The organism is Pseudomonas sp. NPDC090755 (assembly GCF_044769005.1).
Taxonomy (GTDB): Bacteria; Pseudomonadota; Gammaproteobacteria; order Pseudomonadales; family Pseudomonadaceae; genus Aquipseudomonas.
Map to the genome: position 1 here is coordinate 26,255 of NZ_JBIVXC010000021.1, position 12,302 is coordinate 38,556.

At 58.3% G+C, this 12,302-nt stretch carries 13 protein-coding genes and 2 pseudogenes; 7 read left to right on the forward strand and 8 right to left on the reverse strand.

Translation table 11 applies throughout. The annotated features are described in order from the left end of the window. The first annotated feature begins 83 nt into the window (after window positions 1-83). Window positions 84-443, forward strand: coding sequence for a histone-like nucleoid-structuring protein, MvaT/MvaU family (locus tag ACIQUS_RS23450; RefSeq protein ID WP_403052221.1), 360 nt, complete (start codon window positions 84-86; stop codon window positions 441-443). Between the two features lie 212 nt (window positions 444-655). After that, window positions 656-1,177 (forward strand): lactoylglutathione lyase, encoded by a 522-nt coding sequence (gene gloA / locus ACIQUS_RS23455; protein ID WP_403052224.1) that lies wholly within the window; start codon window positions 656-658, stop codon window positions 1,175-1,177. Window positions 1,178-1,258: 81 nt separating this feature from the next. Here the strand turns inward: gloA and ACIQUS_RS23460 are convergent, their stop codons facing one another. Beyond that, the gene (locus ACIQUS_RS23460) at window positions 1,259-2,656 is read right to left on the reverse strand and encodes a purine-cytosine permease family protein (RefSeq protein WP_403052227.1); all 1,398 of its coding nucleotides are present in this window, start codon (window positions 2,654-2,656) and stop codon (window positions 1,259-1,261) included. 319 nt (window positions 2,657-2,975) lie between these two features. On the opposite strand from ACIQUS_RS23460, the gene ACIQUS_RS23465 reads away from it, so the two are divergent. The 3 genes from ACIQUS_RS23465 to ACIQUS_RS23475 all read left to right on the forward strand — a co-directional run bounded on the left by ACIQUS_RS23465 (window position 2,976) and on the right by ACIQUS_RS23475 (window position 4,967). Further along, complete coding sequence (locus ACIQUS_RS23465; protein WP_403052230.1) at window positions 2,976-3,461, forward strand: flavin reductase family protein; 486 nt, start codon at window positions 2,976-2,978, stop codon at window positions 3,459-3,461. Between the two features lie 94 nt (window positions 3,462-3,555). Further along, window positions 3,556-4,599: an LLM class flavin-dependent oxidoreductase gene (locus ACIQUS_RS23470; RefSeq protein WP_403052233.1), complete on the forward strand. Its 1,044-nt coding sequence runs from the start codon at window positions 3,556-3,558 to the stop codon at window positions 4,597-4,599. A 119-nt stretch (window positions 4,600-4,718) separates the two neighbouring features. Continuing rightward, the gene (locus ACIQUS_RS23475; protein ID WP_403052236.1) at window positions 4,719-4,967 is read left to right on the forward strand and encodes a hypothetical protein; all 249 of its coding nucleotides are present in this window, start codon (window positions 4,719-4,721) and stop codon (window positions 4,965-4,967) included. A 34-nt stretch (window positions 4,968-5,001) separates the two neighbouring features. On the opposite strand, the gene ACIQUS_RS23480 is transcribed toward ACIQUS_RS23475, so the two are convergent. From ACIQUS_RS23480 to ACIQUS_RS23505, 6 genes are all read right to left on the reverse strand, one after another. Next, complete coding sequence (locus ACIQUS_RS23480; RefSeq protein WP_403052239.1) at window positions 5,002-5,217, reverse strand: DUF3079 domain-containing protein; 216 nt, start codon at window positions 5,215-5,217, stop codon at window positions 5,002-5,004. A 232-nt stretch (window positions 5,218-5,449) separates the two neighbouring features. Next, the gene (locus ACIQUS_RS23485) at window positions 5,450-6,640 is read right to left on the reverse strand and encodes an NnrS family protein (RefSeq protein WP_403052242.1); all 1,191 of its coding nucleotides are present in this window, start codon (window positions 6,638-6,640) and stop codon (window positions 5,450-5,452) included. 29 nt (window positions 6,641-6,669) lie between these two features. Then, on the reverse strand, window positions 6,670-7,113 hold the full coding sequence (locus ACIQUS_RS23490) for a CopD family copper resistance protein (protein WP_403052245.1): 444 nt from the start codon (window positions 7,111-7,113) through the stop codon (window positions 6,670-6,672). A 222-nt stretch (window positions 7,114-7,335) separates the two neighbouring features. Further along, window positions 7,336-7,917 (reverse strand): putative adhesin, encoded by a 582-nt coding sequence (locus tag ACIQUS_RS23495; RefSeq protein ID WP_403052248.1) that lies wholly within the window; start codon window positions 7,915-7,917, stop codon window positions 7,336-7,338. A 505-nt stretch (window positions 7,918-8,422) separates the two neighbouring features. Beyond that, window positions 8,423-8,974, reverse strand: coding sequence for a putative adhesin (locus ACIQUS_RS23500; protein ID WP_403052251.1), 552 nt, complete (start codon window positions 8,972-8,974; stop codon window positions 8,423-8,425). A 315-nt stretch (window positions 8,975-9,289) separates the two neighbouring features. Continuing rightward, entirely contained in the window at window positions 9,290-9,856 is a 567-nt protein-coding gene (locus tag ACIQUS_RS23505; protein WP_403052254.1) for a putative adhesin, read from the reverse strand. 910 nt (window positions 9,857-10,766) lie between these two features. On the opposite strand from ACIQUS_RS23505, the gene ACIQUS_RS23510 reads away from it, so the two are divergent. Further along, the gene (locus ACIQUS_RS23510) at window positions 10,767-10,961 is read left to right on the forward strand and encodes a hypothetical protein (RefSeq protein WP_403052412.1); all 195 of its coding nucleotides are present in this window, start codon (window positions 10,767-10,769) and stop codon (window positions 10,959-10,961) included. Beyond that, window positions 10,942-11,658 (forward strand): annotated as a pseudogene (locus tag ACIQUS_RS23515) (type VI secretion system Vgr family protein); the annotation flags it as partial. The gene ACIQUS_RS23510 and the pseudogene ACIQUS_RS23515, both read left to right, overlap by 20 nt. Before the next feature lie 3 nt (window positions 11,659-11,661). Here the strand turns inward: ACIQUS_RS23515 and ACIQUS_RS23520 are convergent. Next, window positions 11,662-12,132: pseudogene (locus ACIQUS_RS23520) on the reverse strand (type VI secretion system baseplate subunit TssF); the annotation flags it as partial. Window positions 12,133-12,302: the final 170 nt, after the last annotated feature.

The window sequence follows — 12,302 nt, forward strand, 5'->3', positions numbered from 1 at the left end:
CCACCCGGTGGCGGCTGCGTTAGTCAGGTTGTTTCGCGGTTTTACGCAGGCCGGACCACTTCCGACATAAAGGAGTGAAGACAGTGTCCAGACTTGCAGAGTTTCGTGCTGCCGAAAAAGCGCTTCAAGAGCAGATGGCGCAACTGGAGGCGTTGAAGAAGGATGCCGGCCTCAAGCGCGAAATCGAGTTCGAGCAAAAACTTGTCGGACTGATGAAATCCTATGACAAGAGCCTGCGTGACATCATCGCCATTCTCGATCCCAAGGCCGTGGCCAAGGGCGCAGCGGCTGCACCCAAGACCCGTCGCGCACGGGTGGTCAAAGTGTACGAAAACCCCCATACCGGCGAGCTGATCGAAACCAAGGGTGGCAACCACCGCGGCCTGAAGGCCTGGAAAGAACAGTACGGCGCCAAGACAGTCGACAGCTGGTTGCGCAAGTGAGGGGCGGCTTCACACTTTTTTCACATCCCCTCGCCCAGGATGAAGACCGCTAACGGACTAGCGCCCCATGTGCCCGCCACGGCGGGCTTTATTCCTGCGCCTCGCCCTTTGGGCGGGGCGCAAAGCGTTTGCGCAATCGCTTCAGTTCCGTATCATGGTTCCCTGACTTTTTGCTGGCCATGCAGTTGCCAGCCCCTCTCAGCGGAGTACCCATGAGCCTGAACACTCTCGACACCCTCCCGGGTGTCACCGCGCAGCCGGATGCCGCCACCCGCCACTTCGTCTTCAACCACACCATGCTGCGGGTCAAGGACGTCGCCAGGTCCCTGGACTTCTACACCCGCGTGCTGGGCTTTACCCTGGTGGAAAAACGCGACTTCCCCGAAGCCGAGTTCAGCCTGTATTTCCTCGCCCTGGTCGACAAGGCGCAGATCCCGACTGATGCCGCCAAGCGCACCGAATGGATGAAATCCATCCCCGGCATCCTTGAGCTGACCCACAACCACGGCACGGAAAACGACGCGGACTTTGCCTACCACAATGGCAACACCGACCCACGTGGCTTTGGCCACATCTGCATCTCGGTGCCGGATATCCGCGCGGCCTGCGAGCGCTTCGAGCAACTGGGCGTGAACTTCCAGAAGCGCCTGAGCGACGGCCGCATGAAGCACCTGGCCTTCATCAAGGACCCGGACGACTACTGGGTCGAGATCATCCAGCCGACCGAGTTCTAAGCGACGACCGGCTGGCAGCAGCGGCTACACCGACCGTGGCCGCTGCCGCCAGGCTGCGATCGACCGCAAAGCGGTCGCAATCTACGCCCGCACCGCCTGACGGGCAGCCTGCTCCCTGCCCCGGGTCGCCAGGCAGTAATACAGCGGGCACGTCACCAGCAATCCCACCAGCCACGACAAGTCTGCCCCTTCCACCAGGTTGGCGTACGGACCGACATACAACGACGTGTTGGCGAACGGCAACTGCACCAGGATGCCGCAGGCGTAGGCAATGATCGCATGGGCATTGAAACGCCCGTAGATACCGCCATCGGCACTGAAGATCGACGCGATATCGTACCGACCACGCTTGATCAGGTAGAAATCGATCAGGTTGATCGACGCCCAGGGCACCAGCACCAGCAACAGCGCCAGTATCAGGCCGATGAAGTGCGAGATAAAGTCCGCCGAAGCACTCAGGGCCATCAGGCAGCACCCCAGCAGAATCACACTGGCCAGCACTACGCGCACCTTGATACTGGGCGTCCAGGTACTGGCGAAGGTCTGGATCGAGGTGACGATCGACAGCACCGCGCCGTACAGGTTCAGGGCGTTGTGGCTGATGATGTTGAGCAGGAACAACACCATCAGGATCGGTCCCAGCCAGCCGGTGGCCTGCTCCACCGCCGCCATGGCTTCAGTGCCTTCGGGCACCGCCAGCACCGCGACCGCGCCAAAGCTGAACGACAGAATGGTACCCAGGGTGGCGCCGAAGTAGGTCGCCCAGAATGGCCGGGCAATGCCGACCTCTCGCGGCAGGTAGCGTGAATAGTCCGAAACGTAAGGCGAAAAGCTGATCTGCCAGATCACCCCCAACGACAGGGTCGCGACCCAGCCGGAAAGGTTGAAGCCGCCCCGGCTGAAGAAGTCGGCTGGCAATTCCTGGGCGAACATCATCACAAAACCTGCCAGCAGCGCCGTGCCCATCACCCAGGTGCCGATGCGGTTGAGGGTATGGATGAAACGGTATCCGATCACCCCGATCGCCGTGGCACTCAACGCACCGATGATGATCGCCACCGGCATCGGCACAGCCGGCGCAATGCCGTGGATCGACTTGCCAGCCAGGACAATGTTGGAGATGAAGAATCCGACATAGATCACCGCTGCGAAAAACACAATCAGCAACGCACCAAAGCGACCGAACTGGCCGCGGCTCTGGACCATCTGCGGAATGCCCATCTGCGGCCCCTGGGCCGAGGCCAGGGCAATCACGATACCGCCCAGCAGGTGCCCCAGGACGATGGCCAGCATCCCCCAGACCAGGTTCAGGTGAAACACCTGCACCACCATGGCCCCGGTCACGATCGGCAGCGGTGCGATGTTGGTACTGAACCACAAGGTGAACAGATCCCGCGCCCGACCATGGCGCTCGGCGGGCGGGACGTAATCGACCGTATGGTTCTCGATCAACTGTTGTTGCGAAGACGGCTGGGACATGGGCAATTAGCTCGAAAGGTTCTGTTTTTATCTTTGTAGGAAACCGCCGCGGAGTGTTCGAAGCGGCCGCTAAGCTGCGCACCATATTATGGTATTCCATCATTTCCACAAGACTGAACCGCTTGTTTTGCCTGCATCTGATCTGTTTATTGTCCACCCCACACCACCCGACTTCACCCTAAAACCCAGCAATTACGGGGCTTTCCCCCGTTCATCGGGCCGCTCGGCCAGGGCAAAATAGCGCTTGCAAATTAGGTATTACGGTATACCATCAGACACACAAGCCAAGAATAGCGGCCCGACGCCGCGAGGAACCACCATGATCGACGCAACCGTCTACAAGAACGTCCTGGGCTCCTTCCCTTCCGGCGTCACTGTGATCACCACCCTCGATGATGACGGCCAGGTAGTCGGCCTCACCGCCAGCGCCTTCAGCTCGCTATCCATGGACCCGCCGCTGGTGCTGTTCTGTCCCAACTACAGCTCCGACTCCTACCCGGTGCTGATCCGCAACAAGCGCTTCGCCATCCATCTGCTGTCCGGCGCCCAACAGGCCGAAGCCTACGCCTTCGCCCGCAAGGGCAAGGACAAGGCCCAGGGCATCCAGTGGACCCTGAGCGCGCTGGGCAATCCCTTGCTGGCCGGCGCCACGGCAATCATCGAGTGCGAACTGTGGCGCGAATATGAAGGCGGCGACCACGCCATCATGGTCGGCGCGGTGAAGAACCTGATCGTCCCCGAGCAGGCGCCCAGCCCGCTGGTGTACTGCCGGGGCAAGATGGCCGAGCTGCCGGCCTTCGCCTGAGCCCCACTATCCTTACGACAGGCGCAGGTCGCCCGTCGAGCGTCACGCCGCCTGATCCGACAGGCGACCCACAACAAGATCCGAGGAAAGCGTCATGAAATTTTCGTTGTTCGTACACATGGAACGTTGGGATGAACAGGTCAGCCACCGCCAGCTGTTCGAAGACCTGACCGAACTGACCCTGATGGCCGAAGACGGCGGTTTCAGCACCGTATGGATCGGCGAACACCACGCCATGGAATACACTATTTCGCCCAGTCCCATGCCTTTGCTGGCGTACCTGGCGGCGCGCACCCACACCATCCACCTGGGCGCCGGCACCATCATCGCGCCGTTCTGGCACCCGCTGCGGGTGGCCGGCGAATGCGCCCTGCTCGATGTGATCAGCAATGGCCGCATGGAGGTGGGCCTGGCCCGTGGCGCCTACCAGTTCGAGTTCGACCGCATGGCCGGCGGCCTGCCCGCCTCCGAGGGCGGCCAGGCCCTGCGCGAGATGGTGCCGGTGGTCCGCGCCCTGTGGCAGGGCGACTACGCCCATGACGGCGAAATCTGGAAGTTCCCCACCTCCACCTGCGTACCCAAGCCGGTACAGAAACCCATGCCACCGATGTGGATCGCCGCCCGCGACCCGGACTCACACAACTTCGCGGTCAAGCACGGCTGCAATGTCATGGTCACCCCACTGATGAAGGGTGATGAAGAAGTGCTGGACCTGAAGAACAAGTTCGACGCCGCCCTGGCCAACAACCCCGACGTGCCACGCCCGCAACTGATGGTGCTGCGCCACACCCACGTACACAGCGCCGACGACAGCGACGGCTGGAAAGTCGGCGCCCAGGCCATTTCGCGCTTCTACCGCACCTTCGACGCCTGGTTCGGCAACAAGCAGGCGCCGGTCAACGGCTTTCTCGCGCCAAGCCCGGAAGAGAAATTCAAGGAGCGTCCGGAGTTCGAACTGGAGAACATCCGCAAGAACACCATGATCGGCACACCCGAACAGATCATCGCGCGCATCCGCTACTACCAGGAACTGGGCGTGGACGAATTCAGTTTCTGGTGCGACAACAGCCTGCCCCATGCCGAGAAAAAGAAATCGCTGGAGCTGTTCATCAAGGAAGTGGTACCGGCGTTCATCTGATCGGTCGCGTTCGTCGGCCCGGGACATCCCGGGCCGTTGCCGTGGTATACACGAAAGAGCAGCCCAGCCTGCACCAGGAGCGAGGACACCTTCGATACCACAGCAGCGAGGTCAGGACGATGAAAACCCTGCAATGCGTGCATCGCAACCATACCATCACCGCCAGCGTCGAAACCCATGACGGCATACTCACCCCTTATGCCGCCGGATGCCGGATCACCGACCCCGAAGGCCATACCAGCAGGCGACTGTCGCTGCCGGTGAACATGACATTCATGGCCGACCTTGATAACGCCCAGCATGCCTCGTTGGCCCATGGCAAATGGCTGGTCGATCAGCAACTGGACAAGCACCAGCAGTTGTTCTGACGGCATAGCGCTGTATCGGCGTTTCGGGCCCGCCCTAGCCGGGCCCTGCCTTTGCGACCACCTCCTTGTCGATCGGCGGCTCGATCTGCCAATCGCCATGCAGGTACCAATCGTCACCCAGCATTTCACAAGGATGCATGGTCCGGTCAGCGCCGTTGCCGCACGCCAGGGCGTTGCTCGCACAGTAGCGATCGCACCCCCAGCAGATCCGCTCCGGATGACCGGGATTGAGGGGAAAGGGCTTGGCCATGAAAACCTCCCGCTTATCGATCAGGGCCTGTTCACCCTAGGATCTGTACGAAATGTATTCGAGCGAAGGCCAGGCAAGGCGAAAACAGGCGAGGATGCGGAGTTGACTGGTTGTCAATGAGCATTCCGAGCCTGTTTTCAACGCAGCATGGGCGAGTTCGGATGCATTTCGTACAGAGCCTAACGCACCATCGGCGGGTGACCTTTGACCCACATCAACGCCCCGCCGACTGCTAGCCCGGATGCCCGTCGACCCGGGCTCGCAACAGCATTGGCCCGTACCGCCAGATGAACAGGGCAAAGGCCAGGGTCCAGCACACCCCTGCCAGCCACAAGCCGACCGGGGCCGACCAGGGCACCAGCAAGACCCTGGCAAGCGCCGCCAGATTGAGCAGGATGAAGGCCAGGGTCATCCCCGCCGGGGGCACCAGGGCACGCCCGGTATGCCCCAGGCTGACCCGGGCGACCATGGCCAGGATCAAGCCCGCCATGGCCCCGACGCTCAGGCAATGCAGCGCCAGGCTGGGATTGAGCGTCACACCGAAGTGCCACAGGGCCATGCCCAGGCAGGCCAGCAGCATCCAGCCATAGGCCAGGTGCAGCGACCACAGCAACGGCACCCGCCACAGGCCGCGATCATGCCAGCGCCACAGGCGCAGGCTGTGGCCTGCCGCCAACAGGAGAAACAGCCCCCCGTTCCAGGCATTGGTCGACAAGCCATGACCGCCAGCATACAACAGCGCCACCAGCACCGAGCCGGCCAACAACACGCGGTCCAGCCAGGGCCAGGGCGGCACCGCTTCGGCCCGCCCAAGGCCGCGCTGGGTGAAGAACGGAATCACCCGCCCACCGATCAGCGTCATCATCGCCGCCACCAGCCACAGGCCGCCGAACACAGCCTGGCGCTGCCAAGCGTCATTCCCCTGAACCAGCCCGTACATCGCCAGTGCATCTACCGCGATCAACAACGCCAGCACCAGCACCACCGGGTAGTTGCGTTTCTGCCGCACCCGCCACAGCGTGACCGCCATCAACCAGGCCACCGCCACGGGAAAGCCCAGCTCCAGTGGTACAAGCACCGGCCAGGGCAGATTGGCCAGCCAGGCGATTCTTGCAGCCAGCCAGAGCAGCACCAGGGCGGCCAGCGGCGTGCCGCTCAGGCCCGGCTGGCCGGTCCAGGTCTGCACGGCAGTCAGAAGAAATCCGGCAACGATCGCCAGGCCGAAGCCGAACAGCAGTTCATGGCGATGCCAGGCCAGCCAGCCCCCGGCCGGCTGCCAGTCACCGAGCGGGCCTTGCAGGGCAGCCAGCCACAACGGCACCGCCAGCAGCGCCAGTGCGCAACCGCCAAGAAAGAAAGGACGAAACGCCAGGCGTAGCAACGGCACGATGGCCAGCGCTTTACGGCGGTCGAGCACTTGCATGACGTCACTCCTTTACCTGCGCACCGCGCTTACCAACTGAGATAGAACATCGCCTTGGCCAACAGCAGGATCACCACCATGTGCATGAACACGCTGATGTGTATGTACTTCACCCTTGCTGCCGTCATGCGCCCGCGCCTGAACAACAGCATCGCCGCAAGAAAGTGCCCCAGCACACTGAGCGCGACAATGATCTTCAGCAGCAGCAAGGTAGCGAACGATGACTGCAGTGGCGCAGCCAGCACCGGCAGGTAGCGTACCCAGACCATCCCCAGCCCCGCGCCGAACAACACCAGCAGCACCCAGGGCATCAACTGGCGAGCGCGCTGGCCGATGGCCTGTTCGAGCAACAGCATGAGCCTGGCCGGAAGCTGGCGGGCAATACTGCGCAGGAACAGCACTTCGAAGAACACCGTGCCGATGAAGATCACCGCAGCGAACAGGTGCAGCGTCAAGAACAGAGGATAGAGCATGGGGCCCTCGAAGCACCTGGGGTGGAGGTTGCTTGGAGACTACAGGACACGGCGACAGGCAGGATTGACGCCCATCAAGAAAGCCGGGGTGATATTGGTTCGGTCGGGCAAGAGCCGGTAGCGGGCGATACAAGGCGCCAGAGACCTGAAGTGGATTGTGTGCAGCCCACGACCGAAGCGTCAGGGGTGGGACCTCGTCAGCCCCATGCGCGGATCGAATGGTTAATCAAAAGGGCCTTTTCCTCCGTAAATCTTTGAGTTTCTCGACATTTCATTTTGAACTGCCACGAATGACATAGGCTCGTTATAATAACTTCTTGCCCTTTGCTTATCGTAAACACCCCGACAAAAGAACGCATGCACATATCTAATTTCTGGCTTTTTTTTCGCGATCGCTGACATCACATCACTGAGCTTAACGTGACCTGTAATACCGACGACGTCAAAATTCCTACTGGGAGGCACTTGATAGCCTTCTGTCGCCACATTAAGCTTGTAATTGAAAGAGCCTTCTCCAGCCTGAACGAACTCTGAAGGGTTTATATTTTTCGGCGCAGAGCCTGTTGCGCTCGAATCATAGGTACTTCCCGTGTGCGCCAGACGCCAGCCTGCAGCAGTATGAGTGTCCTCAGAATGACTGGAATAATAGATCAATGTCTTTCCGGGCGGAACAATGGTCGGCTTTAAATATTCCTTTGAATCTTCCCGTATCCCACCGTGGGCAAAAACAAGAGCATTCTCCGCTTTAGGATTTATTGATCTTATAAACACTTCCTTGTCTGTGTAAATTTTTTCGTCACCCACATCGCTCTCCTAACTGATTCAATGTTCACGGGCATGCAAGGCGCCCGACGCTGGTACAATCCTACCGTTCTTGATCGCTAGGTGAAATTGCAACACGCGGCATGTGCGCTTCCACACTGGTGTAACCGGCAGCAGCACCGATGTGCGCGCCCCTCCCGATGACCTACACCTCTTTTCTTTGTCTGTCGCATTTCAGGATCGTGCTCCCCTTCCTTGCTATTGGTCGATTTAGTCCATGGCACTGATGACGGCTACTGTTTTGGCCGTCGGTTGTGTCAGCACAGATACCATGAGGTGTGTTGACTTGCTCGCAACATCCCCGAGCATGATAGATTATTGCATTGGCATGCAACCGCACTACCAACTGTATGATTGACTGCCCCGGCGAATACCGAAGTTATTTTACTCTGAGTGTAAAATGTCTTCGACTCGCACCACGCCACCAACATGTCCATAACATGCTTTTACTACAGCACTAGACACACCCATCCGCCGGCAAGAATGTTCAATCAAAGGGGCCTTTCCCTCCATATATTTTTGAGTTGTTCGCCACCCTATTCATGTCGGCATACGTTACAGGTTGACCATATTTTTTAGGCTTACCCTTCCAGTCATATTCAGTCCTGCAACTAACCGTATGGATCACCTTAATACTCGGCTTTACCTCCTTAACCGACTTCATCACGTTACCGATATCGGTATTCCCTCTGACGCCGATGATGTCATATTCCCTGGTCGGTTTTAACTGAAAAACCTCAGATGCCGGTGAAAGACCGTAATTAAAAGACGGCTCTCCGGCCTCAACAACCTCCTTAACCGGAGTTTTTCTCGGACTCAAGCAAGGCAAATAATTAGTAGTAATTATTTCTTTGGGCACATCCAGATGAACCGACTCCGAATGATGCGCATAGTACTTCAACTCCAGATCATCCGGAACAACAGCCGGATTTTTCAAACACTCCGATGTAGTGCCTTGGATCGAACCATGAGCCACAAGAACGGCCTTCTTCGCACCTGGATTGATTGACCTTATAAATACACCATCCTTCTCATCCATTCTCTACCACCTTACTTCAGGGGGAATTTAACAAGTTCGCTATTTACACGACCTGATTTTGCCTAAAGCCTCTGCTCCGCGAATAGCGTATGCCCTCTCGCTACAGGCCGAGCGTCCATTTGATCATTGGCCCGAATGACAAACGCGAATACGCCATCGACAGCAGTTTTGCTCGCTGCCTTCGGGTCCAGCGGAACAAAATCATAAAAATCATTACCGACGCTTCGAAGCCCGAAACCTGCTGAGGCGCAGCGATTTTCTTTGGGCAGGGATTGATAACGCGTATTCGCGTTATATTGCTCCCCTGAAGAACAATCAGTCAAAGGGACCTTTCCCTCCATATATCTTTGAGTTATTCATCATCATATTTTTAACACCGGCGTATGTAACAGGCGGATTAAACTTTTGACGCTGACCCTGTGCATAGTGCGTTCTGCAATGAACTGCATAAACCTCCTCAATCCCCGGCTTTTTCTTCTTGATCTCCGTCATCACCGTTTGGATGTCGGTCCCCGCCCCCCTGACACCGGCAACGTCGTATTGCATGTTAGGCTGCAATTTTTTGTCATTAACGTTCGGTGTAACCAAGTAGTTAAAGGTTTCCTCCCCACCTTCGACAACCTCCTTCACAGGCACCTCTGGATATAGCTTTCCCATGGCACGATCAAATAAGTTCCCTGCCATATTGTAAGCTGGCAAGGCCTCATTCGCCTCCGAATGATTAGCAAAATATTTCAGCTTCATGCCCGACGGAACAACAGCTGGATTTTTCATACATTCATCCATACTACCTACAATCCCGCCATGAGCCAAAAGAACGACTTTTTTCGCCCCCGGATTTATAGACCTGATGTCTACCGTATCTTTAGCTTCGTTAGGCATAATTTCCTCCTACCTACTTACACATTCAAGACTCCACAAGGGTGCCATTTATTGATAAATCTCTTACTAAATCGCCCCCAACACAATCAACCGGCCACCGAGATCGCCAGATACATGTCCAAAACAGACAATCCAGACCAAGACCCACTTGCGACGTTTTCGACACACCAGCCGAAAGACCAACACACAAGAAACCCGGACGACTGAAAGGACAACAAGCGAGTTATCGAATTTATTCCAACGCACAAAAAACATTCACTGCTGCGCACACCGCAACTGGCTTTAGCTCTGCCCTGCAATAAAACACGCTACTCGGCGATTTTATTCCATGAACTTGTTCAATCTATTTCACTGAGGAACATAGAGATAATTGACATTCCCGGCGCCGCTCGATTCGGTAGCCTGCCGTTACTTTCTGTTGTCGCCGGATGGCATGTATCCGTGCGCCATCAGCCGCGACCATTGCCCAGTCCAACCACTTCGCAGGTAAAGCAGCATGAAACTGTCACTGGCCGCCAAGTTCAACGCCGTGCTACTGATCATCGTCGTTGCCGGCTGGGTTGCCAGCTGCCTGCTGGCCCATCACTTGTTGCCTCAGCGTGCACCACCAGCCGCAGGGCAAGGCGCAAATGAATGGGTGCACAGCTTCATGCTGTCGATGTCAGGCCTGTTCGTGTGCCTGTTTTGCGCACTGAACCTGCTGTACTACCTGTTCATCACGCGCCACGTGAAGCACATGGCAAACCTGGCCTCGCGCGTCAGCCTCGAGCAGAACGACAAGCCAGCCGTTAGCGCACCTGCACACTCGCCAGGGGTATGCCATCAACCTGGCCGAAACAGGGATACAAACCCAGTGGTACGCGAGCAACTGGGCAAATACCGTATTGACCGTGTGCTGGGCCAAGGCGCCATGGGCACGATCTATAAGGCCTTTGACCCCTCAATCGGCCGCGTCGTGGCGCTCAAGACCCTGCACACGGCGCTGCTCGATGACGGTCAGCGGCAACAGTTTGTCAATCGCCTGCAGAACGAAGCCCGGGCTGCTGGCCGCCTGAGTCATCCCAACATCGTTGCCGTGCACGACTATGAACACGGTCACCCATGAAGGCACTCAATTTACCAGCCTGCAAGAGGAAGCCGTCGGGGTCGATCAAAGCACGCGCTACGCACAAACCGCACAGCTTGTCCCCGGCCGAACCGAGTGGCGCCCTGCCCCATTGGACAAGCCCCGCATCGACGGCCCGCACATGGCCACCGTGGTCGGCCCGCCCGGTGAAGAGATCTACTGCGACCAATGGGGCCGGGTCAAGGTCAGCTTTCCCTGGGACCGCGAGAGCCAGAACAACGCGTTCAGTTCCTGCTGGGTGCGGGTTTCCCAAGGCTGGGCCGGCGGCAGCTGGGGCTCGATGGCCATTCCGCGCATCGGCCAGGACGTGATCATCCAGTACGTCAACGGCGACCCCGATCAACCGATGATCACCGGCCGAACCTACTGCGGCAACCAGCTGCCGCCCTACGACCTGCCCGCGCACAAGACGCGCATGACCATCAAAAGCCAGACCCACAAGGGTTCTGGCTTCAATGAGCTGCGCTTCGAGGATGAGCTGGGCCGGCAGGAGGTGTTCATCCATGCCGAGAAGGACCAGAACAATGTCGTCAAGCACAACGAAACCACCTCCGTCGGCAATGACCGCAGCGAGCGGGTGGACCACAACGAAACCCTCTCCATCGGTGACCACCGCAGCGAAGACGTTGGCAAGAACGAAACCATCAGCATCGGCGCCAACCGCAGCGTGACCATCGACACCACCGACGTGCGCGGAACAGGCGAAGTAACGCGCCTCGGCCAGTTCGACGGGCCACAGGGTGACATCGTGTGCGGTACGGAACTCGCAAGCGGTCTGATCGCCCTTGCCCAACTGGCTGTCCAACACCGTACCGCGGGCCACGGTAAACCCCTGGGCCAGGCTGCCCTCATTCATATCAGGTTGCACTTGCACCACCGCCATCGCTGGTGTGGGTGCCAGATAATGGGGATAGACCAGCTCCAGCAGATGATTGGTGAAACGAGGAAACTCGGCGTCGATCTTCAACTGCACCCGCGCCGCCAGAAAACTGAAACTCTCCAGCAAACGCTCAACATAAGGGTCGGCACAGGTATGGTTTTCCAGCCCCAGGCGGCCTGCCACCTTGGGATAGTCCCGGGCGAACTCACCGCCCATTTCCCGTAGATGCTGCAATTCGCGCTCGTAGTAGCGCAGCAGTTTCTCGTTCATCGGAACTCGATGTCATAGAGCTTCATGTCACCGACCTCCAGGTCAAGTTCGGTTTTCAGGTACAGGTGCTCGGGCATTGGTTGCCCCCACCCTCGTCGTTCAGGTCCATGAAGTACCGCTACGTAAGCTGTCGGGTGGGCCGGACAGGATGTTCGTGCAAACCGATGGCA

Coding starts and splice junctions, on each gene's coding strand:
- gloA (WP_403052224.1), top strand. CDS start 656: ATGAGCCTGAACACTCTCGACACCCTCCCGGGTGTCACCGCGCAGCCG.
- ACIQUS_RS23460 (WP_403052227.1), bottom strand. CDS start 2,656: ATGTCCCAGCCGTCTTCGCAACAACAGTTGATCGAGAACCATACGGTC.
- ACIQUS_RS23465 (WP_403052230.1), top strand. CDS start 2,976: ATGATCGACGCAACCGTCTACAAGAACGTCCTGGGCTCCTTCCCTTCC.
- ACIQUS_RS23470 (WP_403052233.1), top strand. CDS start 3,556: ATGAAATTTTCGTTGTTCGTACACATGGAACGTTGGGATGAACAGGTC.
- ACIQUS_RS23475 (WP_403052236.1), top strand. CDS start 4,719: ATGAAAACCCTGCAATGCGTGCATCGCAACCATACCATCACCGCCAGC.
- ACIQUS_RS23480 (WP_403052239.1), bottom strand. CDS start 5,217: ATGGCCAAGCCCTTTCCCCTCAATCCCGGTCATCCGGAGCGGATCTGC.
- ACIQUS_RS23485 (WP_403052242.1), bottom strand. CDS start 6,640: ATGCAAGTGCTCGACCGCCGTAAAGCGCTGGCCATCGTGCCGTTGCTA.
- ACIQUS_RS23490 (WP_403052245.1), bottom strand. CDS start 7,113: ATGCTCTATCCTCTGTTCTTGACGCTGCACCTGTTCGCTGCGGTGATC.
- ACIQUS_RS23500 (WP_403052251.1), bottom strand. CDS start 8,974: ATGGATGAGAAGGATGGTGTATTTATAAGGTCAATCAATCCAGGTGCG.
- ACIQUS_RS23505 (WP_403052254.1), bottom strand. CDS start 9,856: ATGCCTAACGAAGCTAAAGATACGGTAGACATCAGGTCTATAAATCCG.
- ACIQUS_RS23510 (WP_403052412.1), top strand. CDS start 10,767: ATGGGCACGATCTATAAGGCCTTTGACCCCTCAATCGGCCGCGTCGTG.